The sequence below is a fragment of the Brevundimonas vesicularis genome, from assembly GCF_032067225.1.
In the GTDB taxonomy this organism is placed as follows: Bacteria; Pseudomonadota; Alphaproteobacteria; order Caulobacterales; family Caulobacteraceae; genus Brevundimonas; species Brevundimonas vesicularis_F.
The window spans coordinates 29,094-52,524 of sequence record NZ_DAMBJX010000005.1 but is presented as its reverse complement, the minus strand read 5'-3'; the positions used below and the strand labels follow the sequence as shown (position 1 = coordinate 52,524).

Genomic DNA, 23,431 nt, shown 5'->3' with positions numbered 1-23,431 from the left:
GCGACGGTTGGAACGACGCTGACCTTGGGCGTGGTGGATTCGCTGCCGACGGGACGCAGCTATCAAAGCTATCTGCAGTTGGTTCCCGGCGTTAAGCCGTCAAGCAGCGGGAACCCCTCCTCGCGTTCCGGGATCAACTATTCGGACATCGGCGGCGCGACCGGTTCGTCGACCGACAACGTCTACTATCTGGACGGGGTGGACGTGACCGACCCGTCGACCGGGACGTTCGGGTCCAACTTCAACTCCGAAATCATTCAGGAGCAGCAGGTCATCGTCAGCGGCGTGCCCGCCGAATATGCTGGTGGTTCCGGTCTGATCTCGCGTGTCGTCACCAAATCGGGCGGCAACGATTTCCACGGCTCGCTGAACTATTACTTCCAGAATGATGGACTGGTGGCCAAAGACGAGCACACTACTTCGGGCGGTTTCTCTACCTATGACACCGCCGCGACCCTGGGCGGACCCATCATCCGCGACCGTCTGTGGTTCTATGGCTCGTACAAAAAATCGCACCGTGAAGACGAGGTTCTGGACGTTAACAGCGGCAATGTGCTGCGCACCGTCACCAATGACGCCGAATACACCTTCGGCAAGCTGACCTGGCAGATCACGGACGACGACCGTCTGACGGCCAGCTATTTCGATGATCCGACCAGCATCAGCGGCTCCAACTCTTCGGCGACCTTGAATAATCGCGATGTGGCGCAGGAGCAGGGGGGCAAGAACTATAAGGTCGAATACGGCCGGACCTGGGGCGACCTGCAACTGGGCGCCTATTGGTTCCGTCACGAAGGCGAAGTCACGACGAGCGCTGCGGACCAGTCGGTGCGTGATACCGTCACCTTCCGGAACTCGGCTGGATCGACCCTAGCTCAGCGTCAACTGGGTGGCGCAGGTTCGAATCTGGAAACGCATCGCAATCGCGACGAGTTCGGCCTGAACTTCGAATACTATCTCGACACCGCCTTCGGCAGCCACACCTTCAAGGGCGGCTATATCAACACCGAGAACGTGTATGAGGAAAACGGGACTGTTCCGGGCGGCGTGACCTATCAGTCGCTGGCTCCGATCTATTCGGGCACCACCTACCTCGATTACACGACAGCCAGCGGCGCGAACGCATGGACCGGTCGTGCGATCGTGCAGGCCGACAATGCGCGAGTTCTGGCCGCGATCCAGGGTAACGCCACGGCGCGTGCGGCGGTCGACACCAACCTGGACGGCACTGTCTCCCAGGCTGAATTGAACGCCTATCGCTTCACGAACACGGCCGGCGCGCCCTACGGCAACGTCAACGTCTATCGGGCCCTGCGCACCATCAGCGCGCCTTACGAGGTCAAGAGCGAAGGCCAGAGCCTGTATCTGCAGGACACCTGGACCCTTAATCAGTTGACCATCAATGCGGGCGTGCGGGCCGAGAAGTGGGAGCATTTCGCCTCGGACGGCTCCAAGACGGCGACCTTCGACTGGGAATATGCGCCGCGTCTGAGTGTCGTCTATGACGTGCTCGGAGACGGTCGTTCGAAGGTGTTCGGTTTCGCGGGCCGCTATTACGACCCCATCCGCAACAACATGTCGGACTTCGCAGGCGCCCTGACGGGACCGGTCGATGAAGAGCAGATCAACATCAACGGCACCTGGGTCACTTTCCGGACCCGTGGCGGCGCGACCACGCCGGACGCCCTGTTCTCGCCAGCGACCAAGACGCCTTACACCGATGAGTTCATGCTTGGCGCATCGACTACCTTGGGCTCCAGCGTCGGTCTGACCGCGACGGTGACGCGTCGTGAGACGCGCGACATCCTGGAAGACTTCGATCTGACGCTGTATTCCGACCCGACGCTGACGGCCGCCACGGCGCCCTTCGGTTACGCCTATCCGGGATCGTTCTACTATCTGCCGTATTCATACTTCGGCTACGCGTCCAAGCCGAACTCGAACTATGTCATCGGTACGCTGCCGGGCGGAGAGCGCAACTACACCGGCTTCGAAGTCACGGTCACCAAGTTCAAGACCGACAACTGGCAAGGGCAGGCGTCCTATACGTATAACAAGGCCGAAGGGAACTCGAACTCCGACTCCAACGCCGACTTCCAGGGCGACTGGATCGCGCTCGACCCCCGCGCGCCGAACATGTACGGACCGCAACCCGGCAATATCGAACACCAGTTCAAGGCCTATGCCTCGTACGACTTCAACTTCGGTCTGCAGGTGTCGGGCGTCTTCAACTGGAACAGCGGCGCGCTCTATACGCCGGCGCAGTTGATCAGCGGTCGCTATCTGCCGCTGATGGACAACGGCTCGACGTCCGGCGGGGTGCAGGACACCTTCGTTCTGCCGAACAACGTCGGCTCGGCGACGGGTCCGTCGTATTACACCTTTGATATGCGCTTCCGCTATCAGCGGCCGTTGCCGATCGGAAACGCCGAACTGTTCCTGGACATCTTCAATATCCTGGACAACCAAGCCGCTACCGCCGAGCAGAAGCTGGTCGCGGGCAGCGGTCAGTACGCCTTCGGCGAAGCCAATGCGTGGGTTCAACCGCGTCGTGCCTATCTGGGTGTTCGCTACACCTTCTGATGGATGTCGGAGCGGGCGTCGCGGCTTGCCGTCGACGCCCGGCCTGACTTCAAACCTCATCTGCGGCGGCCGGAAGCGTTCCGGCCGCCTTTTCTTTTGCGTCTCGCGGGGCGACGAAGATCGGGTCCGGTTGTCGTTCGGCTTGAACCCCGCCCCATCCCGCACTAAGCCAAGACGGACAACAGGAGCATTCCATGCTGGCTCTCGGCATCATCTTCGGCTTCATCGCCGTTCTGGCGGCGTTCAACGTGTTCGAGTTCGGTCGGGTTGACTGAGGCGGCTGCTCGCTCTGAGCGGGGCGTCGCCCTGGTCACGGGCGGGGCGCGGCGGATCGGGCGGGCCATCTGTCTGAAGCTGGCTGCGGCCGGGTTCGACGTGGCGATCCATCATCATGCGTCGGGCGACGACGCCCGGACCCTGGCCGACGAGATCGCGGGCCTGGGGCGGCGCGCGTGCCTGTTGCAGGCGGACCTGACGGACGAGGCCAGGGTGCGGGCGCTGATCCCGGCGGCGGTCGAGGCGCTGGGGCCGGTCAGCGTGCTGGTCAACAACGCCTCGGTGTTCGAGGACGACCGGATCGGGGCGCTGACGCGCGACAGCTGGGACCTGCATCTCGGCACCAATCTGAGGGCGCCGATCGTGCTGGCCGAGGCGTTCGCGGCACAAGCCGTCGAGGGGGCCATCGTCAATCTGCTGGACCAGAAGGTGCTGAAGCCGGATCCGCGCTTCTTCTCCTACAGCCTGTCGCGGAACGGCCTGTGGTGGGCGACGCAGACCCTGGCCCAGGCGCTGGCGCCCGGCATCCGGGTCAATGGGGTGGGGCCGGGGCCGACCCTGCCGTCCATCCACCAGACGACCGAAGAATTCGCCGCCGAGGCGCGCGCCACCCTGCTGGAAACGCCCGGCAGCCCCGAGGCGGTGGCCGAGGCGGTGCTGTGGCTGATTGACGCCCGGATGGTCACGGGCCAGATGATCGCCGTCGACGGGGGCCAGCACCTGGCCTGGCGCACCCCCGACATCCAGGAGTAGCGCGTGGTTTCCTCTCCTCTGGCGACGCCGGTTCCGGCGGACGATCCGCTGCGATTCGAGCGGCTGAGCGTGTTCGTGCGCGGGCTGGAGGTCGAGGCCGGGATCGGGGTCTATGATCACGAGCAGGGGCGGCTGCAGCGGCTGGTGATCGATGTGACGCTGGAGCTGGCGCCGCGCCCCATCGAGCGGCTGGGCGACACCATGAACTATGAGACCGTGGCGGACGCCGCGCGCGCCATCGCCGCCGAGGGGCATGTGGGGCTGGTCGAGACCTTCGCCGAACGGCTGGCGCGGGCGTGCCTGGAGGACGGCCGCGTGCAGCGGGCCACGGTGCGGATCGAAAAGCCGGGCGCCCTGGCGGCGGTGGCGGCGCCGGGCTGCGAGATCGTGCTGGGGCGGTAAGGGCGGTTGCTTCGCGCCGCGCCGACCGCCATTGTCGTCGGCAAATTCCAGCCGGGCGTCCGGCGTGACAGAAGCGTTGTTCATGTCCGAACCCGGCGATCCGAAAGACCCAGCAGCGCCCCGCGATCACGACCACGATCATGACGCCGAGGTCGGCTTCGTCTCGCCCGCGTCGCTGGCGGGCCGTGCGCGTGAGCGCCAGCCGGAGCCGTTTCCCACAGACGAGCGCGAACCGGACCTGTTCGACCCGCCCGAATTGGCGCCAGGGCCCTTCGATCGGTCCGGGCCTGTGACCCGGCCGACGGCGCCGTTTCCGCCCCGGTCCGAGGCGAAACCTGTCGAGGCCGAACCGGCGCCGGCCGTGCGCGCAGTGCGCCAGCGTCTGACGGCCGAGACCGCGCCGCGCCGTGAAGGACCGGTCGTGCCGATGCGGCTGTATGCCGTCTATGTTCTGATCCTGCTGGCCGTGCCGACGCTGGGCGTATCGTGCCTGGTGGCTCTGTTGGCGGTGATGCGGCGCGACGGGGCGACGGATCAGCTGGAGCACAGCCACGCCGTCTATCAGCAACGCACCATCGTGGGCGCGGTCGGGGCGGCGGTGGTCGGGGCCCTTCTGATCGTGGTCAACATCGGCGTGCTGGTGCTGTTCGCCCTGGCGATCTGGGTCTTGGCGCGCGGCGCGTTCGGGGTGCTGAAACTGAAGAGCGGACAAGCCGTTCCCCACCCCCGCAGCCTGTTGTTCTGAAGGACCGACGATGACGAACGAACCCAATTTCATCGCCGGGCAGCCGTCCGAGGGCAAGGTCGGGGCGCTGATCGCCTGGGCCCTGTTCATCCTGTCGATCCCCAGCGCCAATGTGCTGGTTCTGATCGGGCTGGTGGTGTCCTATGTGACGCGCGGGACGGCGACGGGCCTGGCGCGTCAGCATATCGAGGCGCAGATCCGGCTATTCTGGTCGGTCTTCTGGTGGACCATTGCGGCCTGGGTCGGGATCTTCGTCAGCGCCTTGGCGTCGTTCGTGTTGATCGGCATTCCGTTCCTGCTGCTGTTCCTGCTGGTCTGGTTCCTGCTGAGTGTCTGGTTCACGATCAAGAGCGTGATCGGCCTGCTGAACCTGCTGAACGACAAGCCAATTTGACGCTGACGGAACGTCCCGGCGGCCTTGGCGGTTGATCCGTCAAAGGAGAATCCGATGGGACAGTTCAAGGACGTCGAAGGCGGCAACCGGTTCGAACAGGCGTTCGACGACGACAAGGGCGCGGGTCTGGTCTGGGCCGACTATGCCGTGAAGGGCGATGCGCGGATCATCTTGCATGTCGAGGCCGAGCCGTCTCTGCGCGGATCAGGCGCGGCGGGGCGGTTCATGCAGTCCCTGGCCGACCATGCGCGCCACACCGGCCTGAAGCTGTTTCCGCGCTGCAGCTACGCCGTGGCCTGGCACAAGCGGCATCCGGATTACGACGACGTCTTGGCCTAAGAAAATGCCGCCGCCCCGCGATTGCAGGGCGGCGGTTTCGGTTCAGCCGCCGGCGTAGCCGCCGATGATCGGCAGGATCTCGCCGGTGATGAAGCTGGACATCTGGGGCGAGGCCAGAAAGACGTAGGCGGGCGCGATCTCCTCGGGCTGGGCCGGGCGTTTCATCACCGTGTCGGCGCCGAACTTCGAGGTCGCCTCGGCATCCTTGTCGGCGGGGTTCAGCGGGGTCCAGACCGGGCCGGGCGCTACGACGTTCACCCGGATGCCGCGCGGCGCCAGATGCGTGCCCAGCGAACGCGCATAGGCGTGGATGCCGCCCTTGGTCAGCGAATAGTCCAGCAGATCCTTATTGCCCATCAGACCGGTGACCGAGCCGGTCATCACGATGGCGCCGCCGGCCTTCATGTGCGGGACCGCCGCCTTGGTCATGTTGAAATAGCCGTAGAGGTTGGTCTTCAGCGTGCGGTCGAAATGCTCGTAAGTCAGGTCCTCGAAGGCGGGGACGTGTTCCTGGAAGGCGGCGTTGGGGACCAGGACATCCAGGCGGCCGAAGGCGTCGAGCGTGGCCTTGACCGCCATCTCGGCGAAGGCGGGATCGGAGACATCGCCCTTCAAAACAACGGCGCGGCGACCCTCGGCCTCGACAGCGGCCTTGGTGGTCTCGGCGTCGGCGTCCTCGTCCAGATGGCAGATGACCACGTCGCAGCCCTCGCGCGCGAACAGGACGGCGACCGAACGGCCGATGCCGGAATCCGCGCCGGTGATCAGGGCGGCGAACCCGTCCAGCTTGCCCGACCCCTTCCAGAAGGGCGCATCATAAAGGGGTGCGGGATCCAGCGCGGCCTCGTCGCCCGGCTTGGTCTGGTGCTGTTTGGGGAAGGGCGGTTCGGGGTAGGGGCGGGCGCCGGCCTGCATCGCGCCGGAGGGTTTGTCTTCGCCGGACGTCTTGTCCTTGGCGTCGATGTCGCGCTGGATGGCGCGTCCCTGATCGGCGATGTCTTCGGCGCGCGCGTGGGTCCGGTCGTCCATGGATGTCGTCTCCTGAAGATGGGTTCTTCAGGAAAGCGGACGGGCGGGCGGGTCGTTCCGACGGCTCAGCTTCGGCTTTCAGCCGACGCGGTTGACGATGGTCTTGATGGTCTCGGCCTTGGTCGGCAGATCGGCGGCGAGACGCGAGGCGATCTCGCGGGCGCCCACGGGATAGGCGTCGCCGCCGTCCGCGATGGCCTTGGCCTTGGCGGCGGCTTCCAGCAGCAGCTTTTCCAGACCTTCGATCTCTTCCAGCGCCAGGGCGTGGGCTTCGAGCTGAAGGCGTTTGACGCGATCGGCGGTGGTTTCGGGCGCTTTCATCAGGTCGTAAATCTCGGCCTCGGCCGCGACGAGCCGCAGGTCAGGCTTGGCGTCGGAACCGGTGGATTTGGCCATGGAATCAGGTCTCCCCGCAAAGGTCAGGGGACAGAGTGCGGCCGATCGAGATTGACGTCGAGCGTTGCTGTAACGGTTGTGGCGACACTGTGGCCGCCACGCATCGGTCGATTACCGCTCGGGCGCGCGGGCCGGGACCATCGCAGGCGCAGCGACGGGGGCCAGGACGCCGCCGGCGACCGCACGCAGCGGCGAGCGAGGCGTGTGCAGGACGGCCGGCGAAACGCTGACACCGTCCTGAACCGGGGTGACCAGATAGCCCTTGGCCGCCAGCTTGTCGCCCGAGCGGACGCGAGAGGTCCAGACGGTGATCGGCGCGGCCAGCAGCAGCGGCAGGACGATCGGGGCGAACCAGGTGGCCAGGTCGGGACGAACCGCCAGCGGAATCAGGAAGCCGACGCCGGCGATCATCTGCCAGCGCATGGCGCGGAAAGCGTCCGACCAGGCCAGGCCGTCGGCCTCGCGCTGCTGGGTCGACCAGCCGGTGTCGTGGCCCGAGACGATCTGGATGAAGGCCTTGGTGTTGGCGACCATCAGGATGGGGGCCAGGATGGCGGACAGGGCGATCTCGGCCGCCATGCCCTTGGCGATGGCTCGGCGGCCGCCGAAGGCGCGCAGCTCGGCCGGACGGCTGAGGACCAGGGCGGCGCCCATGAACTTGGGCCCGATCAGCAGCACGCCGGACAGGAACGAGGCCAGCATGAAGGGCGTGAACTGGGGGTTCAAGATGTAGAAGAAGCTGGTCCAGTCGACCGGATAGAACATTTGGATGAACAGGCCGACCATCAGCGACGCCAGCCACAGAGGCGACGACAGATAGGCCATGCAGCCCATCAGCAGCTGTAGGCGATTCATCGGCGACAGGCCCTTGGCCGTGATCAGGCCCAGGTGCTGCAGGTTGCCTTGGAACCAGCGGTGGTCGCGGCGGATGAAGTCGGTGATCGACGGCGGGGTCTCTTCCCACGATCCGTCGAGCGAGGCGGTGACGTGGACGGCCCAGCCGGCGCGGCGCATCAGGGCGGCCTCGACCACGTCGTGGCTCATGATGTGGCCGCCGAAGGGCTTCCTGCCCTTCAGGTGCGGCAGGCCGCAGCAGGCGGCGAAGGCGCGCGTGCGGATGATGGCGTTGTGGCCCCAGTAGCTGGATTCCGAACCGGTCCAGTAGGCCAGACCGGCAGCGGCGACGCGGCCGTACAGGCGCACCGAATATTGGGACACGCGCGCGAAGATGGTGCGGGCCTTGATGATGACCGGGGCGGTCTGGATCAGGCCGACGCCCGGATTGCGCTCCATGGCGTCGACCATGCGCAGCAGGGTCTCGCCGGCCATGGTGCTGTCGGCGTCCAGGACGATCATGTTCTCATAGGCGCCGCCGAAACGACGGACCCATTCGGCCAGGTTGCCGGCCTTGCGTTCGGCATTGTCGGTGCGGCGACGGTAGAAGGCCTTGGAGTTGGCGGCCATGCGGAACGATTGGAACACCGAACGCTCGGCGGCGGCGGCGTCTTCCTTGGTCGAATCGCTGAGCACGAAGATGTCGAAGGCCGACGAGGCGCCCAGACGCGCCAGGCAAGAATCGATCTGGGACAGGCGCGCGAAGGACGAACGGGCGTCCTCGTTGTACAGCGGCATCAGCAGGGCCGTGCGGGTGCGCGGCATCGGCGGATGCGGCGAGAAGGCGAGGTCCGCCTGATCCTTGCCGCGCAGCATGACGAACAGGCCCATCAGGCCGCTGACGAACCAGCAGGAGATGGCGGTGATCAGGACCATGAACAGGCTGAAGGCCAGGATCTCGGTGCCGTCCCAACCCTTGCGGGCATAGAGGTAGAAGGGCGTGATGGCCGACAGGCCGGTCAGGACGATGGTGCCGGCCAGCAGGGCCAGGCGGCGCGTCGCAACCGTGCGCGGCGAGGTCGGGGGCATCACGTCGGCGACGGCGTCGGGCGCGGACAGGGACTGAACCGGCATGGCCAGCGGCGCCTCGTCGGGCAGCCACGACCAGCTAGGCGTTTGCGCGCCGTGGATCGTCGTCTCGATTTCAGCCTGTTCGACAGGCCGGATCGCCAGCTTGTTCATGCCGCTCTGGACGCCCCCGAGTGAACCGAATGTCGTCCCGAGGGCTGGGGACGACGTGGAGTGCTGCACTGCAACACGACCTGCATAATCGATCACATTCGCGCGATTTTCAATCACGCAATGTTGATGAAACCAAAAAATGTGGGGGTGAAGTCAGGCCGGAACGTCGAACGAGGCGGAAGCCGGGCGGCCGTGCGGCGACTCCGTGGCGACCGACAGCAGTTTACGGTCTAGGACCCAGGCTGCAACCCCCACCCAGCAGACCAGGACGATGGCGTAGAGACGCTCCCACCAGCCGACATTGGCGTCGTTGACGGTGCCGGGGAAGACGAGGTGCTTGGTCAGGACCGTCAGGATCGCCATGACGACGAAGGTGACGACGAGGAAGAGCTTCAGGCGCGGCACGTCCCGGCGTTTGGCCAACCCCCACAGTAGCAGCATCGGCGCCAACTGGATGCCCAGGGCCAGGTTGATGATCATGTGGCGTGGATCGGGCCAGGGCCACAGGGTCGAGGCCGACATGCCGCCGCCGGCCAGGATGAAGACGACGGCGATGACCCAAGCCGCGACCCGCGCGCCGGTCAGGGCGTAGATGGACAGACCGAAGCCGATCCCCGCCAACCCGGCCATGACGCCGGCCACGAAAACCCCGCCGTTGAAGATAATCGGCGCCTTGGCCGTCGCCCCGCCCAGTTCGCTGAGATACTGGGTCGCATTGTTGAAGCCGGGGTAGGCCAGGATGGCGACGACGACGACCGTCAGGGCCAGAAGCGGCGCGGCGACGCCCACGCCCAGCAGCCGACGACGGCGGTGATAGCGAACCTGCGGCTTCAGCAGGGCCTGAAGGTCCAGCGGCCAGGGCCTGCTGTCCAGCGGCTTCAGCCCCCACAGCGGGCGAATGGCCGGGATTCGACGCACGACCTCATAGATCGCCAGGCTGCCGACGAAGGTGACGGCGATCAGGGACAGCAGTTCGACCGGCGCCGGCAGATTCGCCGGGCGGATGATCCAGACGGCCGCGACCAGCACCGTCTGGTGCGCTAGATAGAGGGGAAAGGTCGCCTGCGTCAGATAGTTGAGTGCAGGGCCGCCCCGGTCGCGCAGATGGCGATAGCCGAAGCCCAGGATGGCGACGATCACCGCCCATTGGTCGACGCCGTAAACGGCGGCCTTGGGCACGCCCCAGAAGGCGCGCGCGCCGGGATGCCAGACCTGGACCATCATGATCGGCAGGGCGACGGCCGCCAGGGCCAAGGCGATCCAGCGATACCGCTCCATCGTGCGCCACAAGCTTTCACGCCCCACGATGCTGAAGCCGAACAGGAAGGCGACCAGCGACAGGGCGTGATTGTACCAGTCGTTGTGCAGGGTGTTAGTCAGGCCGAACCAGGGAAAAAGCAGCCACCGGATGGCGAAGAGATAGAGGATCGGCAGGATCAGCAGACGCGGGCCTGTCAGCGCCTTTTCCAGCCCATTGCCCAGTCGGTCGATCAGGCCGGGCTGACGCCACAGGACGACGGCGACCAGGCTGTAGACGGCGATATAGACGATGAACCACAGATGGTTGACCGGCACGCCGTCGACGAGACCGCTCCAGCCGAACTCATGACCCAGCCAGGCGACGAAGCCGGCGACGCCGCCGGGCCAACCGCCCTTGTCCATCGACTCGATCCAGGACTGGATCGGCACCAGAACCAGGGCGCCGAAGATCAGGGGCGGGACCAGCCGCTCGAACCGGGCGCGAGCGACCTCGCTCGGGGTGCGCCGGAAGGTCATGAACCGCAGGGCGGCGCCGGACACCAGAAACAGCAGGGTCAGCCGCCAGGGATTGGTGACCAGGATCGCCTCACGCATCCACTCGAAGGTGTGGGCGCTGTGGATGTGCCAATCGTAGACCCCGTAAACCAAGCCGACATGATACAGGATCAGCAGGCCGAAGGCGCCGACCCGGATCCAGTCGAGATCGTAACGGCGCTGGGTCGGGGAAGCGGACGGGTTCACGGCCGCGTCTATGATCCGCGTCTGCGCATCAGGCAAGACGTCGGATGGACGCGGGGCGCCGTCAGCCCCGCATCCGGTTGAACGGACTAGACCGTCTCCGTCAGGCCCAAGGCCTTCAGCGTCGCTGTGATCGAGGCGTCCTGTTCAGCGCGGTACAGGGCCATCTCGTCTTGGACCGAGCGGCCCAACGCCTGTTCGAAATCGGCCTTGGCGGGATCGACGGCATAGGCGGTTTCGCGGGCCTCCGATCCCAGGTTGGACTGGAAGATGCCGGCGGCGCTGACAGGCAGGAAGTCTTCGTAGGTGATGGGTTCGGCGACGACATGGCCCGAGGCGATCAAGGCGTCCAGATCGGGGGTCTCGGCGCGGGCGGCGAGCCCCTCAGACGTCGCGCGATAACGGAACCAGGCCAAGTCGGCGCGGCGCAGCGCGTCCCAGTCGTCGGGCAGGGCGGAGAAGTCCTTCTTCGCCAGGGCCTCGTCATACAGGGCCCGACCGGAGGGGGTCAGGGCGCAGCCGCGCTGTTCGATCTCGCCAAAGCGGGCGGTGTGGGCGCCCGCCGTGGGGCCGTCGGCGCCGGGGAAGGTGATGGCTTCTTGCAACGCCTTGAAGCTGGTCTGGCGCAGCAGGATCGGACAGGCGCGGGCAGGCGGACCCTCGATGGTTTCCTTCGGGCTGATGCCGCGTGCGGGCATGGCGGCCTGGGCCGCATCGATATCCAGCGTGCGCGGCGTCAGATGGTTGATGTGCGGCCCCTTGAAACTGACCACATCGGCGATCAGTCGGTGGGCGGCGACCAGCCGTTCGTAGGTCTCGGCGCTGACGGTCGCCTGGGCGTGCCAGCGGAAGGTCTCCAGCAGTTCGGACACGAAACGATCGGCCTGAGCCTCGTCCAGACCGCCGGCGGCCTCCGCCGTCTCGATCAGTTCACGCGCGCCGGGGGTGAAGATGTCGCGGCGGGCCAGCGTCTCGGCCGCCTCCGCGCGCAAGGCGTCGTCCTCGATCAATTCCAGCCGCAGCAGCGAGGTGAAGACCCGGAACGGATTGCGCGCCAGGGCCGCCGGATCGACGGGGCGGAAGGCGGTCGAATGGACCGGCACCCCGGCGGGGGCCAGGTTGTAATAGCTGACCGGCTCCATCCCCATCACCGCAAAGGCGCGCGCGATCGTGGCCAGTTCATCGGCCGTGCCGACGCGGATAGCGCCGTGGCGTTCCTCCGACAAACGCGCCAGTTCGCCGGACGCCGCCAGCCGGTCGGCGCTGCCGGCATCGGCCTTCAACGTTTGCGCATTGATGTCCGCCACCAGCGTCAGCAGGTCGCCGTATTGCGGCACCTCGGCCCGGTACATGGCGGACAGGGCGGCCGAAAACCGGCTGCGGATCTCGTCAGGATGGACGAAGGCGGACATGAGCGCTCCCATTTTCGCCGATCCATAGGCCGACTGGCCGCCGGTTGAAACCCGGCGGCCGTCGCAGGGGTCAGGCGTCGACGCCGACCCCGATGGGGCAGACCACGCCGGTCCCGCCGATGCCGCAGTATCCGGCTGGGTTCTTGGCCAGATAGCCCTGGTGATAGCCTTCGGCGTAGAAATAGTCGCCCGCCGGCTCGATCTCGGTGGTGATCGTCCCGCGCCCGGCCTGGGTCAGGGCGGCCTGATAGGCGTCGCGAGAGGCTTCCGCCTCCGCCTGCTGCTCGGCGTTCAGCGTGTAGATGGCCGAGCGATAGGTGGTGCCGATGTCGTTGCCCTGGCGCATGCCCTGGGTCGGGTCGTGGTTCTCCCAGAAGGCCTTCAGCAGTTCGGCGTAGGTGATGACGCTCGGGTCGAACACGACCTTCACCACCTCGGTATGACCCGTCCGGCCGGTGCAGGTCTCCTCATAGGTCGGGTTGGGCGTGATGCCGCCGGAATAGCCGGCCGAGGTCACCCAGACGCCCGGCAACTGCCAGAAGATGCGCTCCACGCCCCAGAAACAGCCCATGCCGAAGATGGCGGTCTGGAAACCGTCGGGATAGGGCCCTTTCAGCGGGTTGCCGCTGACATAGTGGTTCACATCGGTGTCCAGCGGCTCGGCGCGGCCGGGCAGGGCGGTCTCGGGCGTGGGCATTTCGGCAGTCTTCTTGAACAGCATTTGCGGCTCTCTCATCGGAAAATGGCGTTGAAGTCCATATGGGGATGCGAGAGGCGCTTGCCGAGGGGGCGAGGGTGTTCTATCAGGCCCGCCTCCCGCCGGATCGACCTCCGGCGGCGCGCAAGACGCAGCGTGAAACGGACAGGTGGCGGAGTGGTCGATCGCGCACGCTTGGAAAGCGTGTGTAGGTGAAAGCCTACCGAGGGTTCGAATCCCTCTCTGTCCGCCACACCCACGCCCTCCAATGTCACCGCTTGCCAACCCAGCGCCCCGCTGCGCAAGGATTTGCGCCTCAAGCCCGTCATCGCTGGACGGGACGCGAACCGCTCATCTTAGGGCGGGACTTAGGGCGAGCTTAGGGTGGCGACCGCTTCTGTCGTCGGCGTATGTTCTCCTTACGTTCTGGAGAGGCCATGGCGCGCGACGTAAACAGACTGAACGGCAAGAAGGTGCCGGGGATGCGCGAGCCTGGGCTCTTCGCGGATGGGGCCGGACTCTATCTGCGGATAGATCAGACCGGATCGCGGCGCTGGGTCTATATTTTCTATCGAGCCGGACGCCGGCGAGAGATGGGCCTTGGGAGCCTTGAGGCCGTCAAGCTGACCGACGCCCGCGCGGCTGCCGATAAGGTGCGAGCCGAGATCAAAGCTGGGATCGACCCTATCGAGGCGAGGCGCAAGGCGAACGCTCCGAAACCGGACACCACCTTTTCAGCCGTCGCCGCCGATCTGATGGATGGTCTGGAGAAGGGCTGGAAGTCCCCAAAGCAGCGCCCGCAATGGGAAGCGTCCCTGACCCAGCACGCCGCCGCCATCTGGAAGGCCGAGGTCAGCGCCGTTGACACCGAAATGGTCCTGAGGGCTCTGCGCGAGATATGGACGGCGAAACCAGAGACGGCCCGTCGCGTCCGGTCTCGTATTGAAATGGTCCTCGATGCCGCCACGGTGCGCGGCCTTCGGGAAGGCGAGAACCCGGCGCGCTGGCGCGGCCATATGGCGCGGATGCTGCCGAGGGTCAGGAAGGAGCAGGGCCACCACGCCGCGATGGCCTATCAAGATGTCCCGGCCTTTCTTGAGCAACTATCCGGGCGCCACAGCATATCCGCCGATGCTTTGAGGTTCCTGGTCCTGACCGGCGCTAGATCCGGCGAGGTGCGAGGGGCGACCTGGGACGAGATTAAAGGCACGACGTGGATCATCCCAGCCGAGCGCATGAAGGCCGGCCGAGAGCATCGCGTCCCGCTGTCCTCTGCCGCCGTTGTCGTGCTGAACGCGATCGACGCGGACGTGCGCCAGGGCCTGATCTTCCCAGGCCTAAAGGGTCCGCTGTCCGACATGGCTCTTGCCATGGTCATGCGAAAAATGGGGATCAAGGACGCGACCCCGCACGGCTTCCGGTCTGCGTTCCGTGATTGGGCCGGCGACTGCACCAACTATCCGCGCGAGCTGCTCGAAGAGGCGTTGGCCCATCAGGTCGGTTCTGCCGTCGAGCGCGCCTATCGCCGGGGTTCCGCCGTCGAGAAGCGTCGGCCGCTCATGGAGACGTGGGCCGATCACTGCATGGGCGTCACCCGCGCCGATAACGTCTACCCGCTGAAGGCCTGACTATGCTGCCGATCTCCACATGGGTCGATGACGGCATTGGCCTGGACGTGTTCTGCAACTGTGGCCGCACTGGCTATGTGCCCGCCGAGACGGCGCGCGGGCTGGACACGTCGATGTCTCTGCCGCTCGTCGCGCATCACTTGGCCTGCAAGGCCTGCGGGTCGAAGGGCGCCGCCCTACAGGTCAGGTTCTCGATCTCGGACTATTACGATCAGGCGCGAGGCCATGGCTGCTTGATACCGGGCGGTCACAGCAAAACGCCCCCGGCGTGAACCGAGGGCGCTTGGGGCGGGCGGTCTCACCCAGGGAACGTAATCGACCGCCCACCGAGCGGGGTGGCGCATATTGCCGGGCCACCACCCTCATAAGCCGGCTCTGCTGCGGTTAACTCCAGCAGTAACCATCGGTTCCTGTGAGCGGAATACGACGAAAGCCGCCCCGGTCTCCCGGAGCGGCCTCGATAGCGGAGCCGAGGCTCGACGCTGAAAGGTGGGATAATCCCTCTTTTTGCCTAGCCCGATCGTAGCGGCGGCGGACAATCCAGCCCCCGCATCCCCATGGTGTCGAAGAACCGGCAGAGCCGCCCGACCTGGGCCGCCAGCCGATCGCCCCGCGCCTCGATGGCGATGTCGTAGGCGTCGAGCGCAGCCTCCGAATAGATCGCCTCGGGCGCCAGGACCGGCTTCGGCTCAACCGCCAGATCGGCAGGGCTCGGGTAGAAGGCGCTCTGCGGCGCCTTGGTGGCGCAGCCGCTCGCAAGCGAGACGGACGCGGCGAGCGCTAGGGACAGCATCAGGGAGCGAGTTGACCGCATCGGAGAAATCCTTTTCGCGGGCGTTGATGATGGGAGTTTCGACGGAGGCCTCGACAGCAGCGGTTTCCCGCGCGCTGGACGCCTTTGCCTCGGTCTTCTGTGTCGCGGCGGCCTGCCGGCCCCGCTCGCCCTGTTCGCCCCTGTAAGAACAGTAGGCGGCGGTCAGGACGAAGGCGGCGATCATGGCGACGATAAGCCAGCCGGTCGGGCTGAGAAGACGCGGGACCGAGCGGAGAAAGGCGAGGGCGGCAATCATCGGGCCAGCTCAAAGTGAGGGCCATCCGTGAAGGCCGCCTTGCCCTGCTTCCGCCGCGCCGCGCCATAGGCATCGACAGCCGCTTTCATGGCGCCGGGCGTGCCGGTTTTGATGTCGGCCATGTTGATCCAGGCGCCGCCCCAGCGGATCGGCACGCCAAGCTCGCGCGAGACCTGCCAGACGGCGGCGGCGATGGGATAGATGGCCGGCCATTCCCAGCGCATCTTGCCGTTGACGAAGGGCACAAGGTCCACGGCATGGCCGAAACCGTCGGATTGGGTCCGGTGCATCGAGTTCATGGTCTGGGACGCGCCCGATGCGACCAAGGCTTTCTGCTCTTCGGCCGTCCGCAAGCCGTCGTGAACGCTGAAGTCCTGCGTTGTGATCTGGATGGCCCGCTCGACGACTCGGACAAGATTGGGGTGAACGCCCTTGAGTTCGGCGCGCGACTTCGCGCCCAGCACATACGGCATGGTCAGTCTCCAGATTGTGGGGGGTGGATTTCACGGCTAAGCCGCTGAGGACGCAGCTCATGCCCGAACTGTGTCAGGCGGCCCGGCTGGGCGAGGACATCTTCGGCCGGGCCGCAAAGCAAAGGCGTGGGAGGACGTGATGGCCGTCGTTGGAGGTGGTCCCGGGTATGACCCGCAGCACCAAGCGAAGCTTGAAGAGCTGCTTGCAGAAATCCGGCGCAAGGTTACGCCTGGATGGCATCAAACCCCGTGGGGCGTCATCCTGATTGCCTTGGGAACCGCCACAGTCGCTGGTCTCATCGTTGTTTTGCTGACGCCGCGTTGAGGAGATTAGGATCGCGCGGTGATCGTGATCTTGAGCCGGATGCCCAGCACCTGACCGGACGTCGTGGAAGAGGTCAGATCGATCAGGCAAGAGCCGGCATTGCCGTCTGACACCCGCAGCCGGGTCACATTGTCAGTCGTGGTCATCACGTCCGCTTCCAGCCCATTCGTGGTCTTCACGGTGATCGGCCCCGTCAGGCTTTCGCCTTCGCCCAGGTCGGCCGTCCAAGGGACCAGATAGTCGATCACCTCGTCGCTGAACTTCGGCTCGATGTTGGAGGTCAGCAAACCGCTCATCGGATGATCTTTCGGGTTCTGCCGGTCAGCGAGGCGAAGCGGACGCGGGCGGTGAGAGATGCGGTGCGGCGGCGTCCGATCAGGACGACGTGGCGGACCGGCGGAACAGGGGGAAGATCGCCTCGCGATACGACCGAGGGCAGGGACGACTGGCTGGCCTGTCCGGCATCATCTGGTGCGATAACCGAATGTGAAGTGATGGGCGCCGGGGTCGCAGCCTGTCCCGATACGCTCGCCTCGACCGCGACAGCGGCGGCCGCATCAAGGTTTGGTTCAGAGGCGCCTTGCCGGCTGGTCGTTGGGGCGACGGCGACAGCGGTGCGCGAGACCACGGCCGCAGAGGTTGCCGCTTGGTCTTGTCTTGCGGGCTGAAGGCCAATCGACCCGCTCGGTGTCAGCGCCGCCGTTGAGGCGCCTTGGTCCTGCGTAGCGGTCTGGGGCGCCACAGTGGCGCGAGATGTTAGGGACGAGCCGCTGCTGCTTTGCCCCTGGGCTGCGCCGACCGGCTGGATGTTTGTGCTGAAGAGGAGAGCGGCCGGGGTCGCGAGCTGCCCTTTAATGGCGCCGTCTGGAGCAACATTGGTTCGTGATGCAGCCGTTGGACTAGTGGCGATGTGCTCGTGAAGCGGAGTGTGAGGCGTGACGGCTGCATAAGCGGCCGGGACGGGGCTGATCGAGAGGTGTTGGCTGACCGCCCCATCTGGGGACACCATGTTACGTGCGGCCAGTGTCGGCTGGGTCGTGGTGTGGCTGTGTTGTACGGAGCCGGGCGGGGCCGAAGAACGACCCGCCACGCTGGGCTGGGATGCCGTGTGTCCGCTGCTGCCCGAGTTAGGGGTGACGGCGACGGCAGCACCATTGTCGTCGTAGACCAGTACGATTAGACCAGGTCTACCGACACCTCGAGTCGTAGGCGAGCCAGCGCCACCCGAGCCATAGCCGCCACCATTGCCGCCTGCCGTTCCGCTGGTAGCACCGCCGCCGCCGCCGCCGCCGCCAGGCCCCGCAGTAGCGCCGTCGATAGTCGAAACCCAGACCGTCTCCTGAGAGCCGTTGCCGCCGCTCTGGTCAGTGAGATTGCCGCCGCCGCCGCCGCCATCAGATCCATTGCCACCGCTGGTTGATCCTCGTCCGCCGCCTGCGCTATTGGCGCCGCCTATTCCCGGTCCACTAGAAGAACCGTTGACCCCTGCCGTGGAAAGTCCGCCGTTTGCGCCACCACCACCGCCGGATCTCCCACCCGCGCCACCACGTCCGCCAGCTTTGCCGGTGCCGCCTGGACCCGCTGCGCCGCCGCCGCCCGCGCCACCGTCATTCGTTGAGGTTGTGCCGCCCGCGCCACCGTCGTAGGTGGTCGACCCTACTGAGTTTGCGGCTAAGCCCGCCGCACCGCCCGTATTGTTCGTTGTGTTTCGGCCGTAATCCGCGAGGACCGTCGAGGTGTCCTTGAACCATGTCGGCGCGGAGCCTCCTGCGGCCGGCACTTGCACTGAAACAGCAGTCCCAGGTGTGACATTGACGGTGGCGGAAGCGTATGCACCGCCGCCGCCGCCTCCTTTAAGTTGGGGATTTCCTCCCGGCCCAATAGCGTGAACAACAACCGAAGTCACATTGGCCGGCGGGGTCCAGGATGTCGTGCCTGGAGAGAGTATCTGGACGACTTCGGCCAATGTACCCTCCTTCGGTTAGATCGGAGCTTGGATTTCGTCTTTCCAGGAACCGATATCGACAGTTCCTCCGCCGGCCACCGCAGTCGACGGCGTGGTCGTGACGAACAGCAGCTTGGAGTTTGTGACGTCCAGCAGCGCGGCATGGGTCACGGTGCCGCTGGTCGCGACCGACACGCCCGACTTGGCGGCGACGGTGACCTTGCGGCCCGACGTGTCCCCGTTGGCCAGGGTGAAGTCGCCTGAAGCCATGGCGACCTGCGCCAACGAATAGGTGGCGTTGGCCTCGGCAAAGGTCGTCGGCTGCGTCGTGCACAGCGTCATGCGCGTGGCGTTGTTCTTGATGACGTTCAGGGCGCCGTCGATCACGTCAGGATTGGCGTATTTGGCCATGGGTCAGCCCTCCTCGCTGGGGGTTTCGACGAGAACCTTCTCGCCCTTGCGCTCACCCGAGCCGAACGTGGTCTCCGGGTCGATGTGGATTTCGTCAGCGCCGATGGTCATCACCGGCTCCTGGTCGGTGTCGGCCGCCCAGCCCGCCGCCTTGAAATACTCGGCGTGCGCGGGGTCTTCGAAGGCGTAGGCCACAGGATGGAAGTCCAGGGCGCCGTGTTTGACACGCTGGTTGAACAGGATCGCCATGGGCGTCCTCCTTTCAGTTGATGGGGCAGGGAAGGGACCGGTGAACCGGATTCAGTCGCGGGCGGCAGGGTTGCGCTAAGCGGCGCCGGCGCTGTTGGTGAGTATGAAGCCAGCGACCCCGGCGATGACGGCAATGGCGCCGCTCAGAACGAGAAGCCGAAGCCCGCGTTTGCTGTCGTCGTCAGGCGGAACACCGTCATCGACGGCGGCGGGCGGAAGCAGGAAGGCGGCTCGACGCGACAGCCCATCCATGCCGAGCAAAACAAGGAGCTGGATGAACTGATGGCTCCAGGGCGGCGGCTCGCGCTCGCCCATGACGTGGTCGAGATAGGCAAGGGCGGCGACGATGATCACGGTCCCGACCAATGGCAGACCGATGCTCATGTGCTGGACCTGGAGCGCCTTGCCGGGAAACAGGACCATGCAGCCGTAGACGAACAGGATCACCGCGCCGATGAAATGGACGCTGCGCCAGAGCAGGGAGGCCGAAGCCTTCGTCTCATAGGCCTTGCCGAGCAGGCGGTAGATTTCCAGCAGGCATGCGCCAGCCGAGACAAAGGTGATGCCCGTGTAGAGCACCATCAGCACGTGAGCGTTCATCGCTGAGGCTCCTGGTTGAAGACGGCCCGCACCACGCGGGTCAGGGTGTCGAAGAGGGCGCGCGGGTCGTTGGCCACCATCCAGCCCAGCGCGAGCGAGACGCCGCGCATGTCGAGGACCGGAACGACGGCGAGGATTACGCCGTGGGTCAGCGCTTCGGCGACGATCGGGCCGGCGATGATGCCGAGGCCTAGATGCAGCCAGGCGCGGCGTTGGGCGACCGGATTGCCCGCCTTGGCGGAATAGGCCGTCACCAGCCCTACAGCCCCCGACAGCAGGCCGCCGCAGAGGCCCCAAAACGCGGGCAGTTCGCGCGGGTCAATCATGTCCGCCCCTCCAGATGGTCAGGCCGTAGTGAGACAGCCGTCGGGCGGCTGGAGGGAACCGAGCGGTCAGGCGGGACGCTTCAGAGCCATGGGAATGATCTGGTTCTTCATCGGCATTGTGGTTTTGGCCGGCGCGATGTTCGCGCTGTCGAACGGCATCCAGGGCTTTAACCGACGCCGCTCCTTTGAGGACAAAGACCTCGATGGCGCGCCGGACGAACCCAACGGCCCGGCGAAAGACCTCTGATCAGTCGCGGTTGAAGTTCAGCAGCACGGCGGCGAAGGCGATCAGCCGCCAGCCCAGCGGCACGCGATCGACGCCCATGGCTTCGAGAAAGACGTAGTCGCCCAGCAGCTTGGGCCAGTTGCGGTCCTGCCTCATCCGGTCATGGACGATGGCCGATCGCGCGATCAGATCCGCCAGCCGCCGCCCCGCCTTCGTCCGCGCGAACCAGATCGGCAGGCTGGCCAGATCGCAGCAGAAGCCAGCCGGAGCGGTGATGACCCAGCCCGAGCCAAGGAAGCCGACATGATAGTCCAGCGACGTGGTCAGACACACGACCGGCCGTCCGTTCTTCGTCTCGCCGGTCAGGTCGTATTGCGCCGCCGTGAACCGGCTCATTCGGGCCAGCCGGTGTCCTGGTCGATGGCGTTGACTGCTTCAACCGTTTCGGCGGCGTCGATCTCGCCCATCAGCTCGGCCTGACGGTTGAAGGCGGCCTGCGTCTTGGCCACGCCCGCCAGCAGCAAGCCGCGCTGGTCGTTCAGCGTCATTGGAACCATGGCGCCGTCTTTCGCTTCCCAGCCGGCCGTGGCGGTCGCGGCCTCCAGACCCATGGCCTGGGCGATTTGGCGCGCGCTGATGGCGGCGACGAGGCGCGTGGCGGCCGTGTCGTCAGAGGCGAAGGCCACGCCGTTGAAAGTGACGACGATATGGCTCTCCCAGCGCTTGGCCCTGACGCTGGCGCGGGCGGCGGTCTTGGCCTCCTCCAGCGTGGGTTCGGGATCGGCCGGCGGATCGACCCACACCAGCCCCAGCGCTTCCAGATCAGCGCGGGGCCACAGGTCCAGCACGTTCGCGGGATATTGGATGTCGCCGACCGTGAAGGGATGACCGGGGGCGAGGAGAGCGTCGTTGAGGGTGAGGGGCATTATTCTCTCCACGCGCAAGGGGCCGGCCCGAGGCCGAAGCTATTCTCGCTTACGACCATGTGTATTCCGTTTCATCGCCGCCGACTGATGGGTCGGATTGGAACGCCTTATTGAGCGTGGAATCCCATCGAATGATCTTTTTGAGTTGTCTCAAGGCCGCTGTTCCTGAAAAATCGTCAAGGCTTGTATATCCGTTGCGGCTTAGCCCAGTAGCTACACCGCTACCGATCGACGTAATCTCGACATATATTTCGAGTCCAGCATCGCGTTGAGCCTGCCATGTCGGCTGATCCTTAAAGCCGTGCTGCAAAAGCCGGGCAGGAGCGGACCCGTTTGTGTAGTTAGAGGCCCAACTCGTGCCGCCCATAGCCGCAGATGATAGAGATGCATTGTTCGCGGTTGTTCGAAACGCACCAGGGGCAATAGACGCGTTGGTCTGCCAAGCTCGCGTTGACCCCGTTAGCGTCGCGATATGCGCTTGAAACTCGGCATACGTCTTGGCCACGGCGCTTTCGAACAGCATTGAGCAGGGCATGTGCAGCATCAGGCGGCCCCGCCCTTGGCCAGGGTGAAGCGGACCTTGCCGGTGTCCTCGACGATCCACGTCAGCAGATCGACCGCGCTTGCCGCCGTGGAGAGAGCAGGCGTCGATCCGAACGGCTTCCACGCGGTGCTGTAGGCCAGCGTCCGCGAACCCGTGGCGTCTTGCTTGATCAGGATCGTGCCGGACATGCCGGGCTTGCCGTTTGTCGGCGCGCCCAGCGTGCGGTTGCCGGCGAGGGTGACGGTAAAGTTCGTCCCGGCCGCCAGATCGACGGCGATGGTGGCGGCGTCCGTCAGAGCGACCAGAGCGGCGGCATCTGCGACTGACTTGGGTGTCACGAAATCCGTGTCATTTGTCGCTGCTCTCAGCGCGGTCCCGGTCGCCTTAACAGGCACAGTCGGCGCGGCCGGCAGCTGGGCTGAGGGCACCTTCCCATCCGAACCAAGGCCTGCATAGCCGTTGGCCTGCCCCTTCTTGGACGTGTCCTCCGGCGTGAAGCCGAGCGAGGCCTGCTTGCCGCCGAGCGCCGCATCGGTTTCGGCCTTCGAATAGACCGAGAGGTTCATCCGCGCCGCCGCCTTGTCAATCAGGTCCGACAGGTTGTTGGCGGCCATCATGTCGCCGGAGCCGGCCCCAGCCGCGCCGCGTGGCAGGGTGAAGTTCAGAACCGGCGCGGCGGCTGTGCCGGTGATCGTCACGACGGCATTCGACCCGGCCGTCCCCGTCGTCACCGTGCCGATCGAGAGGGTAGGCGTGGCGCCCGTGTTGCCCTTGGGGATAGTCAGGTTCAGCACCGGGTTCGTTGCCGTGCCGGTAATGGTTGCAGCGGCCGCGCCCTCGGACACCGTGCCGATGGTCAGGTTTGGCGTCGCGCCCACATCGCCGCGCGGCAGGGTGAAGGCCAGGGTTCGGGCGCCGGGTGTGCCGCCGACCACAACAGACGCCGCTGATCCCGCCGCACCGGTCGAGACGGTCACATCGGTGATCGTCGCATCCGCGCCCGTGCTGCCGGTGTTTCCGCGCGGGATGGTCAGGCTGAGAATGGGGGCCGCAGCGGTGCCGGTGATGGTCGCGGACGCAGACGATCCCGCCGCGCCGGTCGTCACCGTACCAATGGTCAGGTTCGGGGTGGCCCCGGTCCCGCCCGTCGCGCCGGCCGGGATGGTGAAGTTGAGCACGCGGGCTAAGGCAGGCCCGGTCATCGTTATCACGGGGTTTGACCCCGCCGCCCCGGCAGCGACGGTGCCGACTGCCAGCGTCGGCGAGGGACCGGCCGGACCGACCAGCGAAACCGGCGTGCCCCAGCCCGAGGCCGTCTTCGGGCCGTAAAGCGCGCCGTTCGCCGTGTCGTAGGCGAAGGTGTTCAGGTCGCCCATCGTCGAGGGCGGGGGCCCGTTCGTCAGGATCAAGCCATTCAGACGCGCGAGGAACCGGCTCACGCGGGCAGCCAGGTCGGCATTGGACAGGGTGCGCGTAGGCCAGTTCTCGGTTGCCGTCGTCAGGCGCGCGTCGGCTTGCGACGGCGTCAGGCTGCCATCGAGCAGACCGGCGACGACGGCGATCACCTCATCGACCCATTGCGCGTCATTCAGTTCGGCCATGGGCAAC

The 23,431-nt window shown here is 66.0% G+C and carries 26 protein-coding genes and 1 tRNA gene; 10 read left to right on the top strand and 17 right to left on the bottom strand.

Features of this window, described 5'->3' with window-relative positions:
• The 6 genes from RT123_RS02315 to RT123_RS02290 all read left to right on the top strand — a co-directional run.
• On the top strand, window positions 1-2,583 hold a 2,583-nt coding region (locus RT123_RS02315), incomplete at its 5' end, for a TonB-dependent receptor (RefSeq protein WP_313007530.1).
• A gap of 267 nt (window positions 2,584-2,850) precedes the next feature.
• Window positions 2,851-3,612 carry an SDR family oxidoreductase gene (locus tag RT123_RS02310; RefSeq protein WP_313007528.1) on the top strand — a complete coding sequence of 254 codons (762 nt, stop codon included), beginning with the start codon at window positions 2,851-2,853 and terminating at the stop codon, window positions 3,610-3,612.
• A gap of 3 nt (window positions 3,613-3,615) precedes the next feature.
• Complete coding sequence (gene folB / locus RT123_RS02305; protein WP_205751301.1) at window positions 3,616-4,014, top strand: dihydroneopterin aldolase; 399 nt, start codon at window positions 3,616-3,618, stop codon at window positions 4,012-4,014.
• A gap of 82 nt (window positions 4,015-4,096) precedes the next feature.
• Window positions 4,097-4,759, top strand: a complete 663-nt coding sequence (locus RT123_RS02300; RefSeq protein ID WP_313007525.1) for a hypothetical protein — start codon at window positions 4,097-4,099, stop codon at window positions 4,757-4,759.
• Window positions 4,760-4,769: 10 nt separating this feature from the next.
• Window positions 4,770-5,153, top strand: a complete 384-nt coding sequence (locus RT123_RS02295; RefSeq protein ID WP_313007523.1) for a hypothetical protein — start codon at window positions 4,770-4,772, stop codon at window positions 5,151-5,153.
• Between the two features lie 54 nt (window positions 5,154-5,207).
• Window positions 5,208-5,492 (top strand): GNAT family N-acetyltransferase, encoded by a 285-nt coding sequence (locus RT123_RS02290; RefSeq protein ID WP_313007521.1) that lies wholly within the window; start codon window positions 5,208-5,210, stop codon window positions 5,490-5,492.
• 42 nt (window positions 5,493-5,534) lie between these two features.
• Here the strand turns inward: RT123_RS02290 and RT123_RS02285 are convergent, their stop codons facing one another.
• From RT123_RS02285 to msrA, 6 genes are all read right to left on the bottom strand, one after another.
• Window positions 5,535-6,521: an SDR family oxidoreductase gene (locus RT123_RS02285; protein ID WP_313007519.1), complete on the bottom strand. Its 987-nt coding sequence runs from the start codon at window positions 6,519-6,521 to the stop codon at window positions 5,535-5,537.
• A gap of 78 nt (window positions 6,522-6,599) precedes the next feature.
• Window positions 6,600-6,917, bottom strand: a complete 318-nt coding sequence (locus RT123_RS02280; protein ID WP_313007518.1) for a hypothetical protein — start codon at window positions 6,915-6,917, stop codon at window positions 6,600-6,602.
• A 111-nt stretch (window positions 6,918-7,028) separates the two neighbouring features.
• Entirely contained in the window at window positions 7,029-8,993 is a 1,965-nt protein-coding gene (mdoH, locus tag RT123_RS02275) for a glucans biosynthesis glucosyltransferase MdoH (RefSeq protein ID WP_313007516.1), read from the bottom strand.
• Between the two features lie 153 nt (window positions 8,994-9,146).
• Window positions 9,147-10,994: an acyltransferase family protein gene (locus tag RT123_RS02270; protein ID WP_313007514.1), complete on the bottom strand. Its 1,848-nt coding sequence runs from the start codon at window positions 10,992-10,994 to the stop codon at window positions 9,147-9,149.
• 86 nt (window positions 10,995-11,080) lie between these two features.
• A complete protein-coding gene (locus tag RT123_RS02265) occupies window positions 11,081-12,403 on the bottom strand; it encodes a VOC family protein (RefSeq protein ID WP_313007513.1) in 1,323 nt (440 codons plus the stop codon).
• A gap of 70 nt (window positions 12,404-12,473) precedes the next feature.
• The gene (gene msrA / locus RT123_RS02260; RefSeq protein WP_184279202.1) at window positions 12,474-13,124 is read right to left on the bottom strand and encodes a peptide-methionine (S)-S-oxide reductase MsrA; all 651 of its coding nucleotides are present in this window, start codon (window positions 13,122-13,124) and stop codon (window positions 12,474-12,476) included.
• A gap of 139 nt (window positions 13,125-13,263) precedes the next feature.
• Between msrA and RT123_RS02255 the strand changes: the two genes are divergently transcribed.
• The 3 genes from RT123_RS02255 (at window position 13,264) to RT123_RS02245 (ending at window position 15,000) form a co-directional block, all read left to right on the top strand.
• Window positions 13,264-13,353: transfer RNA gene (locus RT123_RS02255), tRNA-Ser, on the top strand.
• 184 nt (window positions 13,354-13,537) lie between these two features.
• Entirely contained in the window at window positions 13,538-14,728 is a 1,191-nt protein-coding gene (locus RT123_RS02250) for a phage integrase central domain-containing protein (protein WP_313007510.1), read from the top strand.
• 2 nt (window positions 14,729-14,730) lie between these two features.
• Window positions 14,731-15,000 carry a hypothetical protein gene (locus RT123_RS02245; protein ID WP_313007508.1) on the top strand — a complete coding sequence of 90 codons (270 nt, stop codon included), beginning with the start codon at window positions 14,731-14,733 and terminating at the stop codon, window positions 14,998-15,000.
• 239 nt (window positions 15,001-15,239) lie between these two features.
• On the opposite strand, the gene RT123_RS02240 is transcribed toward RT123_RS02245, so the two are convergent.
• The 7 genes from RT123_RS02240 to RT123_RS02210 all read right to left on the bottom strand — a co-directional run bounded on the left by RT123_RS02240 (window position 15,240) and on the right by RT123_RS02210 (window position 20,127).
• On the bottom strand, window positions 15,240-15,542 hold the full coding sequence (locus RT123_RS02240; RefSeq protein WP_313007506.1) for a hypothetical protein: 303 nt from the start codon (window positions 15,540-15,542) through the stop codon (window positions 15,240-15,242).
• Window positions 15,543-15,794: 252 nt separating this feature from the next.
• Window positions 15,795-16,271: a M15 family metallopeptidase gene (locus RT123_RS02235; protein ID WP_313007504.1), complete on the bottom strand. Its 477-nt coding sequence runs from the start codon at window positions 16,269-16,271 to the stop codon at window positions 15,795-15,797.
• 330 nt (window positions 16,272-16,601) lie between these two features.
• On the bottom strand, window positions 16,602-16,892 hold the full coding sequence (locus RT123_RS02230) for a hypothetical protein (protein ID WP_313007502.1): 291 nt from the start codon (window positions 16,890-16,892) through the stop codon (window positions 16,602-16,604).
• Window positions 16,893-18,577: 1,685 nt separating this feature from the next.
• Window positions 18,578-18,952 carry a hypothetical protein gene (locus RT123_RS02225; RefSeq protein WP_313007501.1) on the bottom strand — a complete coding sequence of 125 codons (375 nt, stop codon included), beginning with the start codon at window positions 18,950-18,952 and terminating at the stop codon, window positions 18,578-18,580.
• 3 nt (window positions 18,953-18,955) lie between these two features.
• Entirely contained in the window at window positions 18,956-19,201 is a 246-nt protein-coding gene (locus RT123_RS02220) for a hypothetical protein (protein WP_313007499.1), read from the bottom strand.
• Between the two features lie 75 nt (window positions 19,202-19,276).
• A complete protein-coding gene (locus RT123_RS02215) occupies window positions 19,277-19,801 on the bottom strand; it encodes a hypothetical protein (RefSeq protein WP_313007497.1) in 525 nt (174 codons plus the stop codon).
• The gene (locus tag RT123_RS02210; protein ID WP_313007496.1) at window positions 19,798-20,127 is read right to left on the bottom strand and encodes a hypothetical protein; all 330 of its coding nucleotides are present in this window, start codon (window positions 20,125-20,127) and stop codon (window positions 19,798-19,800) included. Before RT123_RS02210 ends, RT123_RS02215 begins: the two co-directional genes overlap by 4 nt.
• 94 nt (window positions 20,128-20,221) lie before the next feature.
• Between RT123_RS02210 and RT123_RS02205 the strand changes: the two genes are divergently transcribed.
• Window positions 20,222-20,374, top strand: a complete 153-nt coding sequence (locus tag RT123_RS02205) for a hypothetical protein (protein ID WP_313007494.1) — start codon at window positions 20,222-20,224, stop codon at window positions 20,372-20,374.
• Here RT123_RS02205 and RT123_RS02200 read toward each other — a convergent pair whose 3' ends face one another.
• From RT123_RS02200 to RT123_RS02185, 4 genes are read right to left on the bottom strand one after another with little or no spacing between them, the layout of a single operon-like run.
• Entirely contained in the window at window positions 20,375-20,749 is a 375-nt protein-coding gene (locus RT123_RS02200) for a DUF1353 domain-containing protein (protein ID WP_313007492.1), read from the bottom strand. It abuts the gene before it with no gap.
• On the bottom strand, window positions 20,746-21,279 hold the full coding sequence (locus RT123_RS02195) for a DUF4376 domain-containing protein (protein WP_313007491.1): 534 nt from the start codon (window positions 21,277-21,279) through the stop codon (window positions 20,746-20,748). The genes RT123_RS02200 and RT123_RS02195 overlap by 4 nt, the downstream gene beginning before the upstream one ends.
• A 49-nt stretch (window positions 21,280-21,328) precedes the next feature.
• Complete coding sequence (locus RT123_RS02190) at window positions 21,329-21,823, bottom strand: hypothetical protein (protein ID WP_313007489.1); 495 nt, start codon at window positions 21,821-21,823, stop codon at window positions 21,329-21,331.
• On the bottom strand, window positions 21,823-23,424 hold the full coding sequence (locus RT123_RS02185; RefSeq protein WP_313007487.1) for a hypothetical protein: 1,602 nt from the start codon (window positions 23,422-23,424) through the stop codon (window positions 21,823-21,825). The genes RT123_RS02190 and RT123_RS02185 overlap by 1 nt, the downstream gene beginning before the upstream one ends.
• Between the last annotated feature and the right edge of the window lie 7 nt (window positions 23,425-23,431).